The sequence below is a fragment of the Marinoscillum sp. genome, from assembly GCF_040222955.1.
In the GTDB taxonomy this organism is placed as follows: Bacteria; Bacteroidota; Bacteroidia; order Cytophagales; family Cyclobacteriaceae; genus Marinoscillum.
Genome location: NZ_JAVKCA010000010.1, coordinates 26,792 through 49,470 on the forward strand (window position 1 = coordinate 26,792; position 22,679 = coordinate 49,470).

Sequence of the window (22,679 nt, forward strand, 5' to 3'; positions counted from 1 at the left end):
TAACTGAGGTACCATGACAAAGAAAAAATCGGAAGACGATCACAAGCCAAAAGTGAACAAAGAGCTGGAAGGATTTGACATCAGAATTGACCCTTTCGGGGAAATCAAATCATCCATAGACATTGATAAGATCAATCAGTTTCTCAACAACTCAGTGGACGACAAAAAGCTCCGCGACCGGGAGGACCTGGAGGAGCTGAAGAAAGGGAAGAAGAATTAGAAAATTTTGGGGAAAATAGCCGGCACCTCTGCCTGGTAAATCCGGTACGCGTCCCCAAACTCTTCGATCAGTTTTTGCTCTTCGAAATAGATACCTACAGGCAGGTACACCAGTATACACGCAGAGGACAATACGACAATATCCGTGGACGTATATAATGCCATGCCGATGACGATCAGGATGATTCCCGAATAAATTGGATGCCGCACATAGGCATGCGTGCCCTTTCTGATCAGCCCCTTGTTCTCCTCTTTTTTCAGCCCTAAAAAGGCCCATCCGGAAAGGTGTCTGAACGAAGTAACCACCAAAATAACCCCCCAGGAGGCCAGAATCATGGCTATGTACCGCAAATAGCCCGGTGGATCAAATAGAGAAGCCGAAGGAGTGATGGCCATGAGGTATATCAGCCATAGCAGCCCCACAGTGCTAATGAGTGAGTAAAAAAAACGATAGCCTCGGGCGATGACCGGTGCGCTGCTTTGCACACTTCTTTTCACCCGCCCCGATGCCAAAAAGCTATGGAGCGCAAAATATAAAGCCCAGCTTCCACCAATGATCAGATAATCCATGATACCTCGTCAAAAAGTTTAAATTTGCGCCCATCAAGTTAACACCAAAAAAATGGGGAAAATCAAAATAGCACTGATCAAAGAGGGGAAGGTACCAAAAGACAAGCGCGTGGCGCTCACTCCTTATCAGGCCAGACAGGTAATGGAAAGGTTTCCTGACGTGGACCTGGTAGCCCAAACCTCAGACATCCGATGTTTTACCGATCAGGACTACCTCAATGAGGGCATTCGGGTAGTAGATACTGTAGACGATTGTGATATCTTATTGGGTGTAAAAGAGGTCCCTATCCCCAACCTCATTGCCAATAAAACTTATTTCTTCTTTTCTCACACCATCAAAAAGCAGCCTTACAATCGGCCTCTCATCAGGGAGGTGATCTCCAAAAAAATCCGCTTGATCGACTATGAGACCCTCACAGACGAAACCGGCAAGCGAATCATCGCATTCGGCAGATGGGCGGGTATTGTGGGTGCCTACAATGGCATCTGGACGTTTGGCAAACGGTACAATCTTTTCGATATCCGACGTGCTTCAGAGTGCTTCGATCTGGAAGACCTCAAGACTGAGTTTGACAAAGTGAAATTGCCTGCCATCAAAATCGCCCTGACGGGTGGTGGCAGAGTGGCCAAAGGAGCCATGGAAGTCCTGCATGGGATGAACATTCGCAAGGTCACCCCGGCAGCTTTCGTAGAAGAGCAATTTGATTACCCGGTTTTCGCTCAGCTCAACACCCGGGATTACCACGTACGGAAAGATGGCGGAGATTTTAGCAGACATGAGTTTTACGACAACCCGGAGCTCTATGATGCCGACTTCCTGAAATATGCAAAGGTGACCGACCTTTTGATTGCGGCAGCCTTCTGGGACCCCAACTCCCCGGTGCTCTTCAAGCGCGAGGACATCCTGAAAAATGATTTTAAAATCAACATTGTGGCCGATATCACTTGCGATATAGAGGGTTCTATCCCCTCTACTAAGAAGCCAAGCACTATTGAAGACCCGGTATACGATTATAACCCGAGTGACAATGACGTGGAAAGCGCTTTTACAGATGAAGGTAATATCACCGTAATGGCCGTGGACAACCTGCCCTGTGAGCTTCCCAGAGATGCGTCAGAAAGCTTTGGCAATGAATTGCTCCACAATGTGCTCCCCGAGCTTTTGGGTGATGACAGCAGAGGGGTGATCAGGCGTGCCACCATCACGGCAGACGGAGACCTCACGCCCGTATATGAGTATCTGAGAGGCTATGTAAACGGGGAACTCAAATGAAAATTCTTGTCACCGGATCGGGCGGGCAGTTGGGATCAGAGATTCAGGAGCTCGCGAGTGAATTTCCCGAGCTCCAATTTGATTTTACAGATTACCCGGAGTTAGATATTACCAACGCAAGTCTGGTCAGCGACCTGTTCAAACAAAATAAATACGACTATTGTATCAACTGTGCGGCATATACCGCCGTGGATAAAGCCGAAACGGAACGTGAGGCCTCGGATAGAATCAACCTCACAGGCAGTCTGAACCTGGCGAAGGCCTGTAAGCCCTATGATGTCACACTCATCCATATTTCTACCGATTTTGTGTTTAATGGCGGGGGTTCGACGCCACTGAAGGAAACCCACCTGACCGATCCGGTCAATTACTATGGCGTATCCAAGCTGAAAGGCGAGCGGGCCATACAAAACACCCTGAAGAAGCATTTCATCTTCAGGACTTCATGGCTCTACTCCAGCCACGGGGAAAATTTTGTAAAAACCATGCTCAGACTTTCCCAAACGAGAGATGAGCTGAACATCATTGCCGATCAGATCGGCACGCCCACCTATGCCAGAGACCTGGCCTGGGCCATTCTCCTGATCATCTCCAGTAAATCCACCTCATACGGACTCTATCACTACAGCAATGAGGGCGTGGCCTCCTGGTACGATTTCACCAAAGCCATTTTTGAGTATCGAAAGGTCAATACCAAAGTGAACCCGATCCCAACAGAGAAATACCCCACTCCGGCCAAAAGGCCGCATTACAGCGTGATGGACAAGAGTAAATTCAGAGAAACTTTTGAAATAGAGATCCCCTACTGGCGGGAGAGCCTCAAGGCGTGTTTGGATAGGGCATAAAAAAAACCTTGGAAAAATCCCAAGGCCTTTTCAACCTAATTCAAACTCTTAAATCACTCGGAGTAGTCTACCCCCAACCTCTTCAGGTTGGCAATGGAATTCAACTTCACGTTTGGTGGAGGATCCATTGAAAGTGATTTTTTAAATAATTTTATAGCCTCGTCATTCTTGCCCATCGCCACATAGCATTCCCCCAGACTATCGTAGCCATTGGCTACTTTTGGATTTCTTTTGATATTCAGTTTAAAAAACTCCTCGGCTTTCTCAAACTGGTTGGCCCCAACCAGCTGATAACCCAGGGTATTCAATTCATTCATTGTGGCAATCTCCTTCGCTTCATCAGCGGTCTTTACTGCTGCTTCTGTATCTCCCTTCTGAAACAGTAAGGCTGCCTTCATCCCGAGTGTCTGCCCCGTTCTGTTTGCGGCGATTGCCTGATCAGCCCATTTAACGGCCTCCTCATGGTTAATGTTGTTCTGTAAGCAATAATTTGCTGCAGAAAGTGGCCCTTGCCAGCCAAATCCCTGCACTCCCCTCAAATCATCTCTGAATTTGGCCATAATCGTCTCCTGACTGACCGCAAGCTTTACGGGAATCTGCTGCTTCTCCCACATCAGGGCCAGGGTGCCGGAGGTGAGGCCCACCTCAGTAAACTGATAGGTCAAAACATTGGTGAATGGTGCATCCTTCATCTGTACCTTCACCCTCAGGGCATCTTCCGATTGCTCGTACCAGAAACTTCCCCATGAAGACGTGTTGTTCGAAAAGATGACCGTAACTGTCCCGTTTTCTTCCGGGATCATGTGCAATCCATAGGTGCCTGCACTAAGTGGCTCGCCCTCTATAAGTACCGGTGTGGAGAACGAAATGGTTGTGTTTTCATTGGCTCCTGCCCGCCAGGGCATTGGCTTTTGATTGCCGAAAGCATTGGGCGCAAGCCCCCAGGGCACCTGTGTGCCCCATATCTGACCTGTACGGTCGTTGTTCCCCCTGATCACTGATGGGCGTGAATAGTTCACAGTGATGCTAGTCAGCGCGATGGTTTGATTGAGCTCGGCCGCCGGACTGGGCCTGGGCGTAGTGAGCTGAGCCGCAGCCACGCTCACCAGTAGTAATGACAAACCCAAAAAAAGTAACGGTTGATTAATTAGCCTGTTCATGATTGTAAAGGTTTGGTTGATTATAGATACGGAACAAGCCAAATAGCAGCGAACACTATTTGATGAGCGGCATTTTATGTAATCGGTCACTGAGGACTTTAAAGGGCAAGAAAAAAGCCAAAGGAGAAATCCTTTGGCTCATTTTTTTAAGTATGAAGGGCCTGTTAGCCATTCATGGAAATCAGAAACTCGTCGTTGTTTCTGGTTCCTTTCATTTTGCTCAGTAGGAATTCCATTGCTTCGTTGCTGTTCATGTCAGACATGAACTTACGAAGGATCCATACACGCTTAAGCTCTTCTGCATCCATGAGGAGATCCTCACGTCTGGTACCAGAGGCCGGCACGTCAATGGCAGGGTATACCCGCTTGTTGGAAAGTTTTCTATCCAGCTGAAGCTCCATGTTACCCGTTCCTTTGAATTCTTCAAAGATTACTTCATCCATCTTAGATCCGGTTTCGATCAGTGCCGTAGCGATGATGGTCAATGAACCACCATTCTCCACATTTCTGGCCGCTCCGAAGAATCTTTTAGGCTTATGCAGTGCATTGGCATCCACACCACCTGAAAGAATTTTACCTGAAGAAGGTACCACGGTATTGTATGCGCGAGCCAATCTGGTGATAGAATCCAACAGGATGACCACATCATGACCGCATTCCACCATTCTCTTGGCTTTCTCCAGCACGATGCTTGATACTTTCACATGCTTATCTGCCTGCTCATCGAAAGTAGAAGCAATTACCTCTGCCTTTACTGAACGTGCCATGTCTGTAACTTCTTCCGGACGCTCATCGATCAGGAGGATCATCAGATAAACCTCAGGATGATTTTCAGCAATTGCATTCGCGATTTGCTTCAACAATACCGTCTTACCTGTTTTAGGCTGCGCCACGATCATTCCCCTTTGTCCTTTTCCTATTGGTGCGAAAAGGTCAAGAATACGGGTAGAGTAATTATCTGCCTTGGTACACAGGTTAAGTTTTTCTTCCGGAAACAAAGGTGTCAGGTATTCGAAGGCAATCCTATCCCGGATCTCTTCGGTGGTTTTTCCATTGACACTGGATACACGCAGCAGGGCAAAGTACTTCTCACCATCCTTTGGCGGTCTGATCTGACCTTTCACAGTATCTCCGGTTTTAAGACCAAATAGTTTGATCTGAGAAGGGGACACATAGATATCATCAGGACTGGCCAGATAATGATAGTCACTTGACCTCAGGAAGCCATAGCCATCCTGCATGATCTCAAGTACGCCTTCATTTTCTATTACTCCATCAAATTCCTTGATGTCTTCATTGAATTGCGCTTTTCTTCCTTTGTGCTCGTTGCGCTGCTCTTTTCTTTCTTTGGACTCACGGTCCTCAGACTTAGGTCGGTCCTCAGATCGCTCGTTTTCTCTTCGCTTATTTGGCTTATTGTGGCCCTCTGATTTTCCTTCTCTTGGCTTTTGCTCTTTGGCTTCGCCTTCTTTGGCTGCCGGAGCTTCCGCTGATGCATCAGATTCTATCTCGATGTCCAAAGATTTCAACAAATCTTCCGGGCTCTTTGCCTCGGCCTTTTCGGTGGGCTTGTTTTCCTTCACATTCTCGCGCTTTTTATTCGCGGGTCTTGCAGGCCGGCTTTCGGGTTTGCTTTCGGATTTACCTCCGGGTTTGCTCTCAGGTTTGCTTTCCGGCTTTTTTTCTTCTTTCTTGATTTTTTGGATTTCGCTGTCCGGCAAAGTAGCCTGTTTGTCAAGAATTTCGTAAATAAGGTCTTTTTTAGCAGTTTTTTTGGCGTTTTTAACGCCCAGATTTTCGGCTATCTCTCTTAGTTCAGAAAGGAGCCTTACACTCAAATCGTCTAAAGTGTACATAAATAAGTTGTGGGTTTAATAACTGGATCCGCTGCATAGAAACGCGCGGAATTTTTTGAAATAAATATCGAAATGGATAAAAATTAAGTGGAGACCACTTGAATTGCTCCACAAGTATATGCTAACGGTGAATATTTCACAAATATACGCATATAATTCTGGCTATGGGGCTGTTAATAAATAATGGATGCTTTTCCTTTTATTGGCACAATGCCTTTTAAATTTGCCACTTCAAAAATCAAGCACCGATGTTACAAGTAACTGCAGTAAAGGAAAATTTTGAGAATTTCGTCAATGGACTGAAAAAACGTGGCATTCAGAATGCCGAGGAGCAGCTCAATGAGCTCATTCAGCTGGATGACGAGCGCAAAAAAACCCAACAGTCCCTTGATGACATTCTGGCCAATTCAAACCTACTGGCAAAGAAAATCGGACAGCTTTACAAAGAAGGAAAAAAAGAAGAAGCGGATGCTGCCAAGGCAGAAACCAGCCAGCTGAAAGAAGAAAGTAAGCAGCTGGGTGAGGTGCTCAGCTCTATCGAAAACCAACTGCTGGAGAAACTCTATAGCATCCCCAACATACCGAACCCACTGGTACCTGCCGGCAAAAGTGAGGCTGACAATGAAGTGGTAAAGCTGGAGGATAAAAACCTGCCTGCCCTGTATGCTGGTGCCAAACCACACTGGGACCTCATCACCGAGTATGACATCATAGACTTTGACCTTGGCAATAAAGTAACAGGCGCGGGCTTCCCTTTTTACAAAAGAGAAGGCGCACGCATGGTACGCTCATTAGTCAACTATTTTCTGGACGAAGCTCAGCAAGCCGGCTACATGGAAGTGCAGCCCCCTATACTGATCAACGAAGAATCCGGATATGGCACCGGACAGCTGCCCGATAAAGAAGGGCAGATGTATGGCATCACCGGAACCAACCTCTATCTGATCCCTACAGCTGAAGTACCGATCACCAATATCTACCGCGATGTGATTCTGGATGCAGGCAGTCTGCCCGTTAAAAATGTGGGTTATACACCCTGCTTCAGAAGAGAGGCCGGTTCATGGGGTGCTCATGTCAGGGGCCTGAATCGTTTGCACCAATTTGACAAAGTAGAGATTGTGCAGATCGCTCACCCGGATCAATCTTATGAAATACTGGACGGCATGGTCGCTCATGTGGAGCACCTGGTGAAAAGTCTGGGACTGCCTTACAGGATTTTAAGACTGTGCGGTGGAGACCTGGGCTTCACATCAGCCATCACCTATGACTTTGAAGTGTATTCAGCAGCTCAGGAAAAATGGCTGGAAGTAAGTTCTGTTTCCAACTTTGAAACGTATCAGGCCAACAGGTTGAAACTTAGATTCAAGGATAAGGATGGCAAGAAGGTACTGGCTCACACACTGAATGGATCCGCCCTTGCGGTACCAAGAATTTTGGCAGCCTTGCTGGAAAATAATCAAACTGAAGTGGGTATCCTCATCCCTGAAGTACTCCGGCAGTACACAGGGTTTGATATGATTAAGAGCCTTAAATAATCGAAGAAGGATTATTTACTTCTCTACCATATACTTGATCAGCTTCTGATAGAGGTGGTCCGGGTGAAATGGTTTCACCACAAAATCATCCAGACCAGCCTCCAGAATGTTCTTCTCCACATCGCTCAGCGCTGCGGCGGTTAATGCAATAATCGGAAGTACAGCGCCCCTTGCCCTTAGTTGGCGGGTGGCCTCATAGCCATCCATCTCTGGCATCTGCAGGTCCATCAGGATCAGGTCATACTTATCCTCTTCAAACTGATTGAGCGCCTCCAGGCCATTCTCCGCTACATCAATGGCACAGTGCCACTTTTCCAGAAATCGCCTGGCCACCATCACGTTCACAGAATTGTCCTCCACCAGCAATACCCGCTTATCCTTGAGTGGGTCCATCAGTATGCTGGGACGTACCACCTCTTTTCTAAAACCCTTGGCTATTTTGAAGTACTGTGTGAAATAGAAGGTAGACCCCTTACCCAGCTCGCTGATGAGTTGAATCTTTACATTTTGCAACTCGAGTATTTTTTTGGTGATGGCCAGTCCCAAACCCGTGCCCCCATACTTACGCGTGATCGAGGTATTGGCCTGATTGAACTTTTCAAAAATCTTCCCCTTGTCGTTATTGGAAATACCGATTCCGGTATCCTCCACTGCAAACCTGATGAAAATGCCTTCAGGTTGCCTTTCCTCCTGAGTCATGCTCAGCGTTACTTTCCCCTCCGTGGTAAACTTGATGGCATTGTTGAGCAAATTAGAAAGCACCTGGGTCAGGCGTCCGCCATCTCCCAAAAACATGGTGGGAAGTTCCGGATCATACTTAAAAATCACCTGGCTCTTTTTCTCTTCCGCAATGGTGGCAAAGCCATCCACCAGATTGTTGCCCAAACTTTTCAAGTCAACCAGTGATTCCTCGAGAATCAGGTTTCCGGATTCAAGTTTGCTGTAGTCCAGAACGTCATTAATCAATCGCAACAAGTTCTCCGACGAAAACTTAAGGATGTCCAGGGTGCTCTTTTGGTCATTTCTCGGGTGGCTGTCCAGCAAGTGATGTGTGAGGCCGATGACGGCATTCATTGGGGTGCGAATTTCATGGGACATCGTGGACAAAAAATCTGACTTCACCTGAAGTGAGGCTTCGGCGTTTTCCTTGGCCCTTCTCCACGACAGTGCCACCTGCTGCGAAGTGGTAACTGACTGCAAAAAGAAAAAAACCATGTACCCCGCAGGCAATACGAATAGCGGTAAATCCACAATCTCAAACTGATGCAGGTTTTTCAGGGTTAAAACCACCAGGATCATACTGGCACTGATGAAGGCATAAACGGCACCTATGCGCTTGTTGAGCAAGGCGGTGAGGTAGATATAGAAGCCCAGAGCAATACCACCAAAAATGAAGATCAGAAAATACTGATTGAAACGGGTAAACACAGCCGGTGGCAGGATAATGGTGATGACAAGAAAAAAGAGACAGACACCCACAATGATCTTATCGCCCTGCCTGGGTGCATCCAAAGGATACGAATGATAGGTGTACTTGGCAAACAGTATGCACACCAGATACAGGGTAGCATACTCCAGCTTAATGGTAATGATCCAGGGGATCTCCGGAAACAGCCAGTGCATGATGTAATTGCCACTGCCAAAAATGTAATAGCTGAAGGCCATACAGAAAAGTGAGAAGTAGAGTATGCTCTTATGATTTCGCCCAAAGAGAAACAGGCCAAGAAAAAACAGCCCACCCATGATCAAAGCCCCGGTAAGCAAGGCATCAATGGTAAACAGGTAGTTTCTATACGCCAGTAAAGCTGATTTTTTGCCAAATACAATGCTATCTATAGGCCCGCCCCTGGAATGACGGAAATTTGAAATCTGGAGTGTGAACACGTTGGTATCCCTGAGAATGCCCCGTTCTATAGGCTCTACAAACTGAATCCAGTGCGGAGATGTAGTGTCCTCAGTTTCACCCACCACACCATTGCTGGTAATTAGTTCATTGTTGATATAAAAGTGATAGGCATTGTAAACCGCAGGGGTATATATGGCATACTTTCGGTCAGGATCGATCAGTACCTTGAGCTGGTAGGTGGCATATCCTTCTGCGGAATACCCCGTTTCCTCCATGTGGTTCCACAGTTGTGGAAATTTCACCAATCTGGCCTTTGAGAAATTGGTGTTCTCGGGCGATACCAGTTCGTTCCAGTAAAAAAACCAGTCGCCGTCCAGTTTGACTTCTGAAAAATCATCCTGAACCTGGCGGAGATCAAGTATGCCGTTTTGTACCGACTGTGCCTCTAATCCAAGCATACAGCACAGTAAGACCAGCCCCGAAAAACATCTAAATTGAATCAATTGGCGGTGTTTAGATTATTTCTGAAGGTAATTCGATTGACGAATTTTGACAAATGTATAATTTATCCACAAATAACCTATTCCGGATGATCAAATCAGGAAAGCCCGTTCTCTCCTCAGACTTTTATAATTTAGGGCCATGATCATACGAAAAGGCACCAAAGAAGACCTACCAAGAGCCCTGGAGCTGATCCGGGAGCTGGCTGTTTATGAAAAAGCGCCTGATGAAGTAACCAACACACTGGAAATGATGGAAAATGATGGCTTTGGCGAGCATCCGGTTTTTGGATATATAGTCGCCGAAGAAGCCGGAATCATCCATGGGATGTCCATGTACTACTGGCGATACTCCACCTGGAAAGGAAAGCGCATCTACCTGGAAGACCTCATTGTCACGGAGGCCAAACGAGGTTCCGGAATCGGAAAACTGCTTTTCGAGGAGACCATCGCCATAGGGAAAGCTGCCGGAGCCACCGGCATGATGTGGCAGGTACTGGACTGGAACGAGCCCGCCATCAACTTCTATAAGAAGTACCAGGCTCACATAGAAGACGGCTGGCTCAATTGTAATCTGAATTTTTAAACCTCTTCCAGGAAGGTACGGAAGGCCACAAACTTATTACTGTATCGGTCTATGACCTTCTTTTGGAGTCCCGGAGCAAAGTTATCCAGGTAGTTATTGAGGCTGGTAATTCCCGGGGCGAAGTATTGCACGGCGTAGGTGGTGCCGGTAGCCTCCGGGTCATCATTCAGTAATTTCAGAAAACGATGCTCCGTGAAACAGCCCGTCTGTAACACCTCAGGAATATGCGTCTGCTTCATCCAGGAAAGCCAATCAGCCTCTACTTCGGTTTCAATATTTACTGTAACATTATAAACGATCATATATTTTCATTTACTTGACCAAACCATCTCCAAAGTAAACGGGTTTTCTACGCCAATGCCAGTGCTATCTAAAAAGTTTCTGCCTCATTTCATCATCGTTATACTCCATGTAGTAGGTGTGGTGGGTACGCTCAGCCCCCTGACCCGCGAATTGGTCATCGCCCTCACCCCTCTCAACCTGATCCTTTCTGCAGGAATCCTGCTGGCCTGCCATCAGGGCACCTTCAGATCCGTCATGCCACCCCTGCTTTTCTGTGTTTTGGTCGGTTTCGGTGTGGAGGTGATAGGGATACATACCGGTTTCCCATTTGGTCAGTATACTTACGGGGAGGTTCTGGGCTGGAAACTACTGGACGTTCCTTTGGTCATTGGGGTCAATTGGTTCCTTCTCATCTATGCTTTTTTTTCTGCAAGTAACTTCCTTAAGAAACCAGCCTTTAGAGTCCTTTTTACGGCGCTGGCGATGCTTTTAATAGACCTGCTCATTGAACCAGTGGCCATTCAGCTGGGCTATTGGTCCTGGGCCGGGGGAGACATCCCCCTACAAAACTATGGGGCGTGGTTTGTGATCGCTCTGGTGATGGCCCTGGTGATGCACAGGTATCAGCCGAAGCTTTATAACCCGGTGTCCGTCACATTAATCCTGTCACAAATTCTGTATTTTTCCGCCATCTTTTTTATTAAAATTTAAACACTTTGGAAAAGACCGGGGTTATCTGATCAAGCCCGTATCTATTTTGATCAGGGAAAAATTATTACTGAATGAGTACATTTTCTATCAGGGATTTAGAGCATTTATCTGGAATTAAAGCCCATACCATCCGGATTTGGGAGCAGAGATATGAGCTCATCAAGCCCAAAAGGACGGATACAAATATCCGCTTCTACGATGATCAGGATCTGAAACTCATTCTGAATGTAGCCCTGCTCAAAGAAAATGGTGTCAAGATCTCCAAGATAGCAGAGATGACCCATGGAGACATGCAGCGGGAAGTACTGAAGCTCACAGAGCTCAACCTTCGCTACCCGGAGCAAATCCATGCGCTCACCATCTCCATGGTGGACATTGATGAAGAGAGATTCGAAAAGATCATTTCTACCAATATCCTGAAACTTGGATTTGAGAAAACGATGATGAACATCATCTTCCCCTTTCTAACCAAAATAGGGATCCTCTGGCAAACAGGTGCCATCAATCCGGCTCAGGAACATTTCATCTCCAACCTGGTCAGGCAAAAACTCATTGTGGCCATTGATGGTCAGTATAGCGCGCCAGTGGATAAAGCCAAAAAATATGTGCTCTATCTGCCTGAAGGAGAGCTTCATGAGCTCAGCCTGCTTTTTGCAGATTACCTCATCAAATCGCGTAATCACAAAACCATCTATCTGGGGCATTCGCTCCCTATAATGGATTTGGAAGCTGTTTGTGACATTCACAAGCCCGACTTCCTGCTGTCTGTACTCACCACCGTTCCGGGGCCCAGTGACGTACAGGGCTATGTAGACCACCTGTCAGAAAAATTTCCTGACTGCCAAATCTTACTTACGGGCTATCAGGTGATTGGCCAGGATGTACAAGCCCCTTCAAATGTCACTTTCTTTACCAGATTTGATCAGATGATCGATTTTGTGGAAATACACAACCTAACAATGTCAAATCACTAAAAAAGATTCACATTTTTAAGGAAATCTTAAACAATAATTTAGCGCAAAATTCGTTTACCCTGCCTCAACAAAAAGCGCCCTTCACATCCATGAAGGGTTTTTTTATGTGATTTTCGGTAACCATTGGATGTCTATACACGTAATAATGTTTATGTATTTATAGAAAAAACTTAAACAAAACCATTAAATTCTGTTTAACTTTTTGTATTTTTGGATTAAACAAAACGAAAGACGACTATGACAGCTCTCGAATTCAGTTATAAAGTAGATCAACTAACCAGCTCATTAAAGCCATTTGCTCTGAAGCTTACCAGAGACATGGAGGATGCCAATGATCTCCTTCAGGAAACGATTCTGAAGGCTTTCACCAATCGGGACAAATTTGCCGAAGGGACTAACCTGAAGGCCTGGATGTATACCATCATGAAGAATACGTTCATTACCAACTATCAAAGAATGGTAAGGAGAAACACTTTCATTGATACCACACAGAACCTGCATTATATCAACTCCACCAGCAGCACGATTCAGAACAACGCCTATACTGATTTTGCCATGCGTGACATCAATGGGGCCATAGATAAGCTGCAAGATTCCTACAAAGTGCCGTTCATGATGCACTTCAGAGGATTTAAATACCACGAAATAGCAGATAAGTTGAATATCCCCATTGGAACTGTCAAAAACAGAATCCATATTGCCAGAAAAGAATTGAAAACCAAACTGAAGGTTTACGGCAACAAAAACTAATGGGTAAAAAGATAGGTGTTATTGGTTCAGGTTTTGCGGGTTTATCAGCCGCCTGCCATCTGGCCAAAGCCGGAAATGAAGTTATCGTTCTGGAGAAAAACAGTACTCCGGGAGGCAGAGCCAGGCAATTGAAAATGTCTGGCTTTACTTTTGATATGGGGCCCTCCTGGTATTGGATGCCCGATGTATTTGAGCACTTTTTTGAGCAATTCCAGAAAACACCTTCTGATTATTATGAACTCGAGCGACTGGACCCATCTTATCGGGTAAGGTTCGCAGATGAATCGATAGACCTCCCCGCCTCCATGGCTGAGATGGAGGTGCTGTTCGAGGAAATAGAGCCCGGCAGCAGCCTGGCCCTGAGGAAATTTTTAAAACAGGCCGCCTTTAAATACGAAGTGGGCATTAATGACCTGGTGTATAAACCCAGCCGGTCTCTCACAGAATTTGCAGACATGCGGCTGCTCACCGGATTGATGAAAATGGATGTGCTCACCTCCATGAGTACGCACATCCGAAAATTCTTCAAAAACGAAAAGCTTATCCAATTGATGGAGTTTCCCGTGCTTTTCCTGGGGAGTACACCGGAGAATACTCCCGCACTGTACAGCCTGATGAACTATGCCGACATTCAACTGGGTACCTGGTACCCCAAGGGTGGCATATATCAGGTAGTGGAAGGCATGGTCGCTTTGGCAGAAAGCCTGGGGGTAAAATTTCATTATGACGAAGCGGTGACGGGTGTGGGCATAGCGGGCAAAAACATCACTCACCTGAACACCACTAAGGGATCGCATCCTGTAGATGTGGTGGTAGGAGGAGCCGATTATCACCACCTGGATCAGCACATTCTACCTGAAGGCTACAGAAATTACTCACCCAAATATTGGGATACCCGCACCATGGCCCCTTCTTCCCTGCTGTTTTATATCGGCGTAGACAAGCCGCTGCCCAACATGAAACACCACGTGCTCTTCTTTGATGAAGACTTCAAACAACACGCCCACGAAATATACAATGACCCCAAATGGCCTTCAAAACCTCTGCTCTACGCGTCTGTGACTTCCAAAACGGATGACACTGTGGCCCCGGCAGGACATGAAAATCTGGTCATCCTCATTCCTGTAGCTCCGGACCTTGAGGACACTGAGGCCATCAGAGAAAAATACTTTCACCTCGCCATGGATCGCCTGGAAGCGTTCACCGGAACCAACATCCGAAACCACATCGTGGTGAAAAAAAGTTATGCGCACAATGATTTTATAGCTGACTACCATTCATTCAAAGGCAATGCCTACGGGCTGGCCAATACCCTGCTGCAAACTGCATTTCTCAAGCCTGCCCTGAAAAGTAAAAAACTGAGCAACCTGTATTTCACCGGTCAGCTCACTGTGCCAGGGCCGGGTGTACCTCCCAGCATCATTTCAGGCGAAGTAGTGGCCCGGGAAATAGCTAAAGATTTTAAGTAATTTTAGCATGATGGATCTCTACACCCACACCGCCCTCCAATGCAGCAAGGTGATCACCCGACACTACAGCACTTCGTTCACTTTGGGCATACAGACACTTCACAAGAAATTTCACCTGCCCATTTATGCCATTTATGGTTTTGTGAGGTATGCCGATGAGATCGTGGATACCTTTCATGACTTTGATAAAGCACAACTCCTGGCCCGGTTTAAAATGGATACTTACCAGGCCATTGACGAAAGAATAAGCCTGAACCCGGTACTGCATTCATTTCAGCTGGTCGTCAATCAATATCACATCGGGCATGACCTCATCGAAGCCTTTCTGCACAGCATGGAGATGGACCTGCAAGGCGAGTCCTACAACCAGGCCGGGTATGAAGAATACATCTATGGCTCAGCGGAGGTGGTAGGCCTCATGTGCCTGCGGGTATTTTGTGAGGGCGATGAGGCGGAGTATCAGCGCCTGCAACCCTCTGCCAAGCACCTGGGCGCGGCATTTCAGAAGGTGAACTTCCTGAGGGACATCAAAAGCGATTTCAAGGAGCGTGGGAGAATTTACTTTCCGGGGGTGGACTTTTCCAATTTCAGTCAGGAGGATAAGAAGAAAATCGAAACGGATATTGAACAGGATTTCAAAGCTGCACTGACCGGCATCAAACAACTGCCAGCACCTGCCCGTGCCGGTGTGTACCTGGCCTATATCTATTATTTGCAGCTCTTTAAAAAAATCAGAAAGCTATCAGCCTCCCGAATCCTCTCCGAGCGGATCAGGGTACCTGATTTCAAAAAAATCGTGCTGCTGAGCAAAACCCTCCTTTTGAGCCGCCTCAACCTGCTAAGATGAAATCGCTCTACCTCCTGCTGCACATTTTCACCATTGCCTTTCCGCTCATTCGTTCATTTGAGCCTCGCATCCGGTATGCCAAAAAATGGCCGACATTATTTCCAGCCATAGTCATCACAGCCGCCTTCTTCATCACCTGGGACATCATCTTCACTCAAAATGGTGTCTGGGGGTTCAATGAAAAGTATTTGGTTGGCGTATTTCTCTTTGGCCTGCCTCTGGAAGAATGGCTCTTTTTCGTCAGTGTGCCCTTCGCCAGTGTGTTTATTTATGAGTGTGTCAGGTATTTCATGCCTCAAATCAAAACAGGAAGAAACCTCCAGGTTTTCACCGTCGCATTGGCAATCCTTATCATGGTGGTAGCCACGCTCAACACCCAGAAGTCCTATACCTTTTGGAATTTCACCTTTTCGGGTTCTTTTCTCATCTTCATTGCGTTCCTGAACCCAGGCTGGCTGGGGAAATTCTGGGTGGCCTATGCCTTACACCTTATCCCATTTCTATTCATCAATGGTATCCTTACCGGGAGCTTTCTTCAGGAGCCTATCGTCTGGTATAATGACGCGGAAAACCTCAACATCCGGATCTTCACCATTCCTATTGAAGATTCCATTTATGCACTGTTACTATTGTTAATGAATGTCACCTTCTATGAAGGGCTAAATAAATACTATGGCCTCAGAACATAAGTCATCACTCAAAGGTTGTAATTAAGTGCTCGGTCTTAAGGTACATATTGATGAAAATTCTGGATTCTGCTTCGGAGTGGTTTATGCCATAGAAATGGCCGAGGACCTGCTGGAGGCAGAGGGGCATCTGTACTGCCTTGGGGACATTGTGCACAATGATGAAGAAGTCAAACGACTGGAAGCGAAAGGGCTGAAAATTATTAGCCATGAGGAACTCAAGAGCCTGCGCGATGCAAATGTGCTGATCAGAGCCCACGGGGAGCCACCCAGTACCTATCAGCTGGCTATTGAAAACAACCTCACCCTTATCGATGCTTCCTGCCCCGTGGTACTGAAGCTTCAAAACAGGATCAAAAACTCCTTTGACAAAAAAGACAAGATCTACATCTACGGCAAGCATGGCCATGCCGAAGTGATCGGGCTCCTGGGCCAGACCGATGATGAGGCTGTGGTGTTTCAGAGCCTGGATGAGCTCGACCTGAACACCCTCCCAAAGTCCATTACCCTCTATAGCCAGACCACCAAAAGCACTGATTCGTTCTACGAAATCAAGGACAAACTGATCGCCGCAGGGATTACCGTCAATGCCCACGATACCATCTGCAGACAGGTATCTAACCGGGATAAAGAACTCCGATCCTTTGCGCAGAGGTTTGATCACATCATATTTGTATCCGGCACCAAATCTTCCAACGGAAAAGTGCTGTACAACATCTGCAAGGAAAACAACCCGCAGACTTATTTCATCAGCAACAAAACTGAATTGAAAAAAGAATGGTTTACTCAGCACAGCAGCATCGGCATTTGTGGAGCCACCTCCACTCCCATGTGGCTGATGGAAGACGTTCGCGACGAGCTAAATACCTATTAAAATGAGTTATTTCATCCATACTGTCCTGGTCATTGGCACTTTTCTACTCATGGAAGGTGTGGCCTGGGCCACTCATAAGTATGTGATGCATGGCCCACTGTGGAGCTGGCACCGGTCACATCACAAAAAACATCCGCACGTATTGGAGCGGAATGACCTCTTCGCCCTGGTCTTTAGCCTCCCATCCATACTGCTCATAGTACTGGGCTTTGAGCTCTCAGGCTGGGCGTGGCTGAAGTATGTGGGGTTTGGCATCATGGGTTACGGCCTGTTTTATTTTATTTTTCACGATATCATTGTACACCGCCGCATTCATATCCCTTACAAAACCAAAAACAAGTATATGAAGCGCATCATGAAGGCACACTACGTACATCACGAGACCCACACCAAAGAAGACGCTGAAGCTTTTGGGTTCCTATACGCTCCCAAAAAATACGCAGTGGGGGAGGATCAAACCATTAGAAGGAAATATTAGCAGTTTCCTCAGTAAATATCGACCATTCACCGAAAAGACACTCACTTCTCATTACAGTTATCAGAAAAGAATTATTTTTACAATTCATTAAGCGAAAAATCTCACTAAGAACCAGCTTGTTTTTAACACATTTTACTAACAAGCACCATGGCAAACCAAACAGACGAAATCTGGAATCCTATTGATGGTTTCAGTAATTATGAGATTTCCAACAAAGGAAAGATTAGAAGTAAGACGCGCAAAACCTGGCACAAGGGTAGTAAAACCAACATGACCATCAAAGGCAAATTGATGAAGCAGCGTTGGAACAAAATGTGCAAATGTTACTTCCTGGATCTGATCGATGACGAAAAAAGAAGACGCACGGTCTATCCTCACAAAGAAGTAGCCAAAGCATTTTTGGAAAACAACGATCCCGAAACCCTCAACATGATCATTCACGAGGACAACAACCCTCGCAATAACAAAGCAGACAACCTGAAATGGGTCAGTGCTTCGGATCATATGAAATGGCAGTTTGAAGTGGGCAACAAAGACAACTTCAAAGTATGGAAAACCAGAAAGAAGAGATACAAAAACGGCTTCAAGCCGGATACTGTGTTGCCTGGCAGACCTAAGAAAGCAAAAGAGGAAAAAGAACTCGTTGCCGGTTAAGAAACACATGGTCCTTTATGCAGATAAGGGACCATTTTTTTTGGCTTGGGGCTATTTCAAAGAATTGATCTCCCTGGACTGAGTGGCGGCTTTCATTTACTATCAAGAGTTTGTCACAAGACCATCAAGAGCGGAGGTATTTCATAGCATTTGGCACGAGCTACAAGCTCGCGCTCGCTGGGGCATCCGGGCGATCCGATCAGCGTTTGTGCCTGTTGCACAATCCATAAAGACGAGCATTTATGGCCCTTCAACTTTTCAAAACCCTCATAAACTCCAAATTTCAACTGTTTTTGAATCGTCAAATCTGCGATTCTCACTGAAGATTGAGTTGCGAAACAGCTACGCTTGTTAAAGCCGTTATTCAGATTTCCTTTTTAGATGGAGTTATCATGATGGGTGATTTCCCCCTTTGCAGTTGAACTGCCTCATCAAATTGCAATCCCTGATCCAAAAGTCTGAGGAGTTCATAAGATCCTCCCATACTTGGGAAGCATTCGAATACTGTTGAGGACTTACAAAAATGCCGTTCGATTTGATTGAAAATTTTTTGAATTTGATTCAATGCATCTTCAATTTCAGTGTATTTAACTACAACTATTGAATCTGATCGGTTTTGAAAAAGATGATCAAAGTCAATATGCGAGATATTCTTGTTCCGTTTTTCTCGTATGGTTTTAACTGTTGTTTCCAAAGAATCTAATTGGGAGGTTAACTTTTCCCTAGTTGCTTCATCGGATATTTCAGGCAATGCGCGTCTTAGTGAGGCGTTTTTAAATTTTCCTGACTTTAGTGGATCGGTTAATCTAGAAATAGACAAAAGAATATCATTTTCTAGTGAGTCCTTAATTATTGAGAAAAAGAGTGGTGCAGATTGATTGACAATCTTAATTCGTTCAGAGTTGGTCGTAAATAAGTCTTGGTATTCTTCCCATTTTTTTGATGTCCAAATGAGTTCCTGGTACATGGCAAAAAACGATGTTCCAAGTTCGTTACCCATGCAGTTCAAGAAGTTTCTCTTAATCTCAGTCTCCGTCATTCCATATAGCTTACAACCAGCTATGATGAGTGGGGATGAGAAAGCACTAACCTTTCGTCACCCACATAGCCACGCCTTGATTTAAATTTAAAACTTGTGGCGGATCTTCCAATCCCCACCAAAATATCCTGACCGATAAAACCCCATTCATTCATAGCATTTGTAGGCAAATCGTCTTTCTTTAAAAGCAGCCCGGATCTGCCCCGGGACCTTCCGCTAAGTTGGCGGATGTGCTATCTAAATTACACTACAGAAGCGCTTTTAATACCCTGAAGGTAGTTCTAGACTACCCGCCACCTCGACCTCCCCAAATTGATTTAATTATAAAATTTGTGGAGAGTCAGGGAGTTGCCTCTTTATGAAGGCTGTCTCTGTGCACCTTCAAGTATTTTTAAAGTATCTGGGTTCACCCGTTCAAAGTTCTCGTTTCGCCACTCGATACTTCTTGAGTTAATATCCTCAGTACTTTGCTTTCCATAAATATATTTTTTCGCATCTTCTACAATTCCAAAAAGCCTCATGTTTTCTATTCTATACAATCCAACTATTTGTGGTAATCCACCAGTTCTGGGGTCTTTGATTTCTTTTAGAGTTTCTGTTAAGCAGTGGTATACAGCTCTGCTAGTTCGGTAGTTATTATGCTTTTCGTCTTCCCATTTTTGGCAATTCGTATCAAATTCGGACTTTCCTGAACCACCGCTAAACACTCTAGTTGATTCTTTTGGCAAGGTTATTTCTTCGTTTTTTATCCCTTTATTACCATCGTAGGAAGTCTTAAAAAGCTTAAATTCTTTTTTGAATCGTGAGGCATGTAGAATAGTAAATGAATTGCCTAAAAAGTCTTTCGGATAAGTGGATAGGGAAGATTTGATGAAATCGAAGACTTTGTTGTTCTTCTCATTCAAATTGTCATCATCATTAAGTAAGATTCCATTGTCAATTTGTGGAATGATTTGCCCAAGAATTGTTGAAGGGAATAAAACATCTCCACAAAACCCAAAGATTTCAGGGTGCTTAGTTGAACCAAAAACTTTGATTCCATAGTCAAACTTACCTGCATTTCCCCAAGTATATCTACTGTCTGACGCTATGTAGATAGATGAAATTTCTTTTCCATCTTTTTTGTCGTCAACTCCAATCCATGATATTATTAAGGTCATGCAGTTCTTATAATGTTTGCCAACAACCACCAAAGACTGTACCCGCTGACGTATGCATTTGATTTATTTATCCGACCTGAGTATCTACATGCCGGAGTAAGCGGTTACCATCGGTGCAGACCTTTCAGTTTGGTACAACAAACTAACACTTCTTACCATCTTTCGCAATAGGTCACCGGGGCGAGAGGGCAGTCGTCCAGGCTCGGCAGAGCTCAGGCTCACGAAGCCCCCAACCAAAGCGCACAAAAAAACCCGTTTCGATGAGATCGAAACGGGTTCTTAGATTTCTTTGAAGTAGTGCTTACTCAGCTGCTGCAGCCGGGTCTACATGTACGTAAGATCGATCCTGTCTTCCTTTGCGGAATCTAACAGTACCGTCGATCAGCGCAAACAAAGTATGGTCTCTACCGATGCCCACGTTTTCACCTGGGTGGTGCTTGGTGCCTCTCTGGCGCACAAGGATGTTCCCTGCGATTGCTTTCTGGCCACCGTATATTTTTACACCAAGTCGTTTACTTTCTGACTCTCTTCCGTTTTTCGAACTACCTACACCTTTCTTGTGTGCCATGATTCTTTAACCTTTAATGTCTTCTATTAATACTTTAGAGAAATTCTGACGATGACCATTTTTCTTCTGGTATCCCTTTCTTCTCTTTTTCTTGAATACGATTACCTTATCGCCTTTCACGTGTCCCAGGATAGTACCGGATACTTTGGCACCTTTAACTGTAGGGGCTCCTACTTTTACTTTACCGTCATTGTCTACCAACAGCACTTGATCAAAGTCAACCTTCGTTCCTTCTTCTCCTTCAAGTAACGGTGCGTACACAAAGTTGTCTTTCTCAACTTTGAATTGTTTTCCGGCTATGTCTACTATTGCGTACATGTTTTTTGTTTGCTTTTTCAAAAAGGAATGCAAAGATATGGGTTTGTATATTAATAATCAAACTATCCTTTAGCATAAATAAAGGTTAAAAAAAAATTCACTTTTTTTTCACTTTTCTAAATGCCCCTTTGCAGCGTTTTTTAATGAAGTTTTGATTGGCCAAAGATAACTTAAACATCTTTTTCACAGCCAGTTATCATTAATTTTATCTTTTTTTTCACCCCACTTTTCAGCGCCCCGGGCCGCTTGATTTTTCCACGGACTTTTTACACATTTGTAAACGCAGCTAGAAAAAAATAAACCACTTTTCGCTTCGGGCTGTATCCCAAACCTTAGCAAAACACTCAAAAAGGGCGATTTCGATAAATCGACCCCCAAATGTTTTGTCGGTGTGGATAACTAGTTTTGATTGTGGATAACATTGTGTGTATTCAACTTGTCTAGTGGATAAACATTGAATAACTTAAGTGACCTATGAGCCAAGCAGTAGAACCATTACTTAAAGAAAACCCTAATCGCTTCGTCTTATTCCCCATACAGCACAATGATATATGGCAATTTTATAAACGAGCCGAAGCAAGTTTCTGGACGGCCGAAGAAATCGACCTGAGCCAGGATCCTAAAGATTGGGCTTCTCTTAATGATGGTGAAAGGCATTTTATCAAGCACGTGTTGGCATTCTTTGCGGCCAGCGATGGCATTGTCAATGAAAACCTTGCCGAGCACATGGTCTCAGATGTACAGTATACAGAGGCCAAGTTTTTCTACGGCTTCCAGATAGCCATAGAAAACATCCACTCTGAAACCTATTCCTTATTAATAGATACCTACGTAAAAGACCCTAAAGAAAAAGACTCACTTTTCCACGCCATAGATACCATGGACTGTGTGAAGAAAAAAGCAGACTGGGCCCTGCGCTGGATCGATAAAGGAAACTTTCAGGAACGACTGATCGCATTTGCAGCAGTAGAAGGAATCTTCTTCTCAGGGAGTTTTTGTTCCATTTTCTGGTTAAAGAAGCGTGGCCTTATGCCCGGCCTTACTTTTTCAAACGAGCTGATCTCAAGAGACGAAGGTCTTCACTGCGATTTTGCTTGTCTGTTGTATAATAATCACATCAAACACAAGTTACCTAAAGAGACCGTCACAGCCATTATAGAAGATGCTGTGATCATCGAAAAGGAATTTGTAACCGACGCACTTCCCGTGAAACTGATCGGGATGAACGCTGACCTCATGTGTCAGTATATAGAGTTTGTAGCCGACAGACTTTTGATGGAGCTCGGATGCTCCAAAGTCTATAACTCCACCAATCCATTTGATTTTATGGATATGATCTCCCTACAGGGTAAAACCAATTTCTTTGAGAAAAGAGTAGGTGAATACCAGAAAGCCGGAGTAATGGACAGTGGTACTGGCAACAATGACGATAAAGCCAAATTCAGTTTAGACGAAGATTTTTAATGAACCGTAATTTTC

Annotated in this window: 24 protein-coding genes; 15 read left to right on the top strand and 9 right to left on the bottom strand. The window is 45.1% G+C overall.

Annotated features, from left to right (window positions below):
* Window positions 1-13 precede the first annotated feature (13 nt).
* Window positions 14-220, top strand: coding sequence for a hypothetical protein (locus RIH33_RS09265; RefSeq protein WP_406652223.1), 207 nt, complete (start codon window positions 14-16; stop codon window positions 218-220).
* On the opposite strand, the gene RIH33_RS09270 is transcribed toward RIH33_RS09265, so the two are convergent.
* The gene (locus RIH33_RS09270; RefSeq protein WP_406652224.1) at window positions 217-789 is read right to left on the bottom strand and encodes an NnrU family protein; all 573 of its coding nucleotides are present in this window, start codon (window positions 787-789) and stop codon (window positions 217-219) included. The genes RIH33_RS09265 and RIH33_RS09270 overlap by 4 nt on opposite strands.
* Window positions 790-841: 52 nt before the next feature.
* On the opposite strand from RIH33_RS09270, the gene RIH33_RS09275 reads away from it, so the two are divergent.
* On the top strand, window positions 842-2,062 hold the full coding sequence (locus tag RIH33_RS09275; RefSeq protein ID WP_406652225.1) for an NAD(P)-dependent oxidoreductase: 1,221 nt from the start codon (window positions 842-844) through the stop codon (window positions 2,060-2,062).
* On the top strand, window positions 2,059-2,907 hold the full coding sequence (rfbD, locus tag RIH33_RS09280) for a dTDP-4-dehydrorhamnose reductase (RefSeq protein ID WP_406652226.1): 849 nt from the start codon (window positions 2,059-2,061) through the stop codon (window positions 2,905-2,907). Before RIH33_RS09275 ends, rfbD begins: the two co-directional genes overlap by 4 nt.
* 53 nt (window positions 2,908-2,960) lie before the next feature.
* Here rfbD and RIH33_RS09285 read toward each other — a convergent pair whose 3' ends face one another.
* Both RIH33_RS09285 and rho read right to left on the bottom strand, forming a co-directional pair.
* Window positions 2,961-4,067, bottom strand: coding sequence for a DUF2911 domain-containing protein (locus tag RIH33_RS09285; protein ID WP_406652228.1), 1,107 nt, complete (start codon window positions 4,065-4,067; stop codon window positions 2,961-2,963).
* 164 nt (window positions 4,068-4,231) lie between these two features.
* Entirely contained in the window at window positions 4,232-5,923 is a 1,692-nt protein-coding gene (gene rho, locus RIH33_RS09290; protein WP_406652229.1) for a transcription termination factor Rho, read from the bottom strand.
* 248 nt (window positions 5,924-6,171) lie between these two features.
* On the opposite strand from rho, the gene serS reads away from it, so the two are divergent.
* A complete protein-coding gene (gene serS / locus RIH33_RS09295) occupies window positions 6,172-7,458 on the top strand; it encodes a serine--tRNA ligase (RefSeq protein ID WP_406652231.1) in 1,287 nt (428 codons plus the stop codon).
* Window positions 7,459-7,473: 15 nt separating this feature from the next.
* On the opposite strand, the gene RIH33_RS09300 is transcribed toward serS, so the two are convergent.
* The gene (locus RIH33_RS09300; RefSeq protein WP_406652232.1) at window positions 7,474-9,762 is read right to left on the bottom strand and encodes a response regulator; all 2,289 of its coding nucleotides are present in this window, start codon (window positions 9,760-9,762) and stop codon (window positions 7,474-7,476) included.
* A gap of 184 nt (window positions 9,763-9,946) precedes the next feature.
* On the opposite strand from RIH33_RS09300, the gene RIH33_RS09305 reads away from it, so the two are divergent.
* Window positions 9,947-10,390 (top strand): N-acetyltransferase family protein, encoded by a 444-nt coding sequence (locus tag RIH33_RS09305; protein ID WP_406652234.1) that lies wholly within the window; start codon window positions 9,947-9,949, stop codon window positions 10,388-10,390.
* On the opposite strand, the gene RIH33_RS09310 is transcribed toward RIH33_RS09305, so the two are convergent.
* Entirely contained in the window at window positions 10,387-10,692 is a 306-nt protein-coding gene (locus tag RIH33_RS09310) for a DUF4286 family protein (protein ID WP_406652235.1), read from the bottom strand. The genes RIH33_RS09305 and RIH33_RS09310 overlap by 4 nt on opposite strands.
* 55 nt (window positions 10,693-10,747) lie before the next feature.
* Here RIH33_RS09310 and RIH33_RS09315 point away from each other — a divergent pair, with 55 nt between their 5' ends.
* The 9 genes from RIH33_RS09315 (at window position 10,748) to RIH33_RS09355 (ending at window position 18,115) form a co-directional block, all read left to right on the top strand.
* On the top strand, window positions 10,748-11,383 hold the full coding sequence (locus RIH33_RS09315; protein ID WP_406652236.1) for a carotenoid biosynthesis protein: 636 nt from the start codon (window positions 10,748-10,750) through the stop codon (window positions 11,381-11,383).
* Window positions 11,384-11,454: 71 nt separating this feature from the next.
* Window positions 11,455-12,357 (top strand): MerR family transcriptional regulator, encoded by a 903-nt coding sequence (locus RIH33_RS09320; RefSeq protein ID WP_406652237.1) that lies wholly within the window; start codon window positions 11,455-11,457, stop codon window positions 12,355-12,357.
* A gap of 237 nt (window positions 12,358-12,594) precedes the next feature.
* The gene (locus RIH33_RS09325; protein WP_406652239.1) at window positions 12,595-13,107 is read left to right on the top strand and encodes an RNA polymerase sigma factor; all 513 of its coding nucleotides are present in this window, start codon (window positions 12,595-12,597) and stop codon (window positions 13,105-13,107) included.
* Window positions 13,107-14,576, top strand: a complete 1,470-nt coding sequence (locus tag RIH33_RS09330) for a phytoene desaturase family protein (RefSeq protein ID WP_406652240.1) — start codon at window positions 13,107-13,109, stop codon at window positions 14,574-14,576. The genes RIH33_RS09325 and RIH33_RS09330 overlap by 1 nt, the downstream gene beginning before the upstream one ends.
* Window positions 14,577-14,583: 7 nt before the next feature.
* The gene (locus RIH33_RS09335) at window positions 14,584-15,423 is read left to right on the top strand and encodes a phytoene/squalene synthase family protein (protein ID WP_406652242.1); all 840 of its coding nucleotides are present in this window, start codon (window positions 14,584-14,586) and stop codon (window positions 15,421-15,423) included.
* Window positions 15,420-16,112: a lycopene cyclase domain-containing protein gene (locus RIH33_RS09340; protein WP_406652244.1), complete on the top strand. Its 693-nt coding sequence runs from the start codon at window positions 15,420-15,422 to the stop codon at window positions 16,110-16,112. The genes RIH33_RS09335 and RIH33_RS09340 overlap by 4 nt, the downstream gene beginning before the upstream one ends.
* A 25-nt stretch (window positions 16,113-16,137) precedes the next feature.
* Entirely contained in the window at window positions 16,138-16,983 is an 846-nt protein-coding gene (locus RIH33_RS09345; protein ID WP_406652245.1) for a 4-hydroxy-3-methylbut-2-enyl diphosphate reductase, read from the top strand.
* A 1-nt stretch (window position 16,984) separates the two neighbouring features.
* Window positions 16,985-17,461 (top strand): beta-carotene hydroxylase, encoded by a 477-nt coding sequence (locus tag RIH33_RS09350; RefSeq protein WP_406652247.1) that lies wholly within the window; start codon window positions 16,985-16,987, stop codon window positions 17,459-17,461.
* Window positions 17,462-17,608: 147 nt separating this feature from the next.
* Window positions 17,609-18,115 carry an NUMOD4 domain-containing protein gene (locus tag RIH33_RS09355; protein ID WP_159582345.1) on the top strand — a complete coding sequence of 169 codons (507 nt, stop codon included), beginning with the start codon at window positions 17,609-17,611 and terminating at the stop codon, window positions 18,113-18,115.
* Between the two features lie 364 nt (window positions 18,116-18,479).
* Here the strand turns inward: RIH33_RS09355 and RIH33_RS09360 are convergent, their stop codons facing one another.
* The 4 genes from RIH33_RS09360 to rplU form a co-directional block, all read right to left on the bottom strand.
* The gene (locus RIH33_RS09360) at window positions 18,480-19,115 is read right to left on the bottom strand and encodes a hypothetical protein (protein ID WP_406652248.1); all 636 of its coding nucleotides are present in this window, start codon (window positions 19,113-19,115) and stop codon (window positions 18,480-18,482) included.
* Between the two features lie 395 nt (window positions 19,116-19,510).
* The gene (locus RIH33_RS09365; protein WP_406650023.1) at window positions 19,511-20,314 is read right to left on the bottom strand and encodes a hypothetical protein; all 804 of its coding nucleotides are present in this window, start codon (window positions 20,312-20,314) and stop codon (window positions 19,511-19,513) included.
* A gap of 301 nt (window positions 20,315-20,615) precedes the next feature.
* Window positions 20,616-20,882, bottom strand: coding sequence for a 50S ribosomal protein L27 (gene rpmA, locus RIH33_RS09370; RefSeq protein ID WP_159582344.1), 267 nt, complete (start codon window positions 20,880-20,882; stop codon window positions 20,616-20,618).
* Window positions 20,883-20,888: 6 nt separating this feature from the next.
* On the bottom strand, window positions 20,889-21,200 hold the full coding sequence (gene rplU / locus RIH33_RS09375; RefSeq protein WP_159582343.1) for a 50S ribosomal protein L21: 312 nt from the start codon (window positions 21,198-21,200) through the stop codon (window positions 20,889-20,891).
* A 474-nt stretch (window positions 21,201-21,674) separates the two neighbouring features.
* On the opposite strand from rplU, the gene RIH33_RS09380 reads away from it, so the two are divergent.
* Window positions 21,675-22,664 (top strand): ribonucleoside-diphosphate reductase small subunit, encoded by a 990-nt coding sequence (locus tag RIH33_RS09380; protein ID WP_159582342.1) that lies wholly within the window; start codon window positions 21,675-21,677, stop codon window positions 22,662-22,664.
* The last annotated feature ends 15 nt before the right edge of the window (window positions 22,665-22,679 follow it).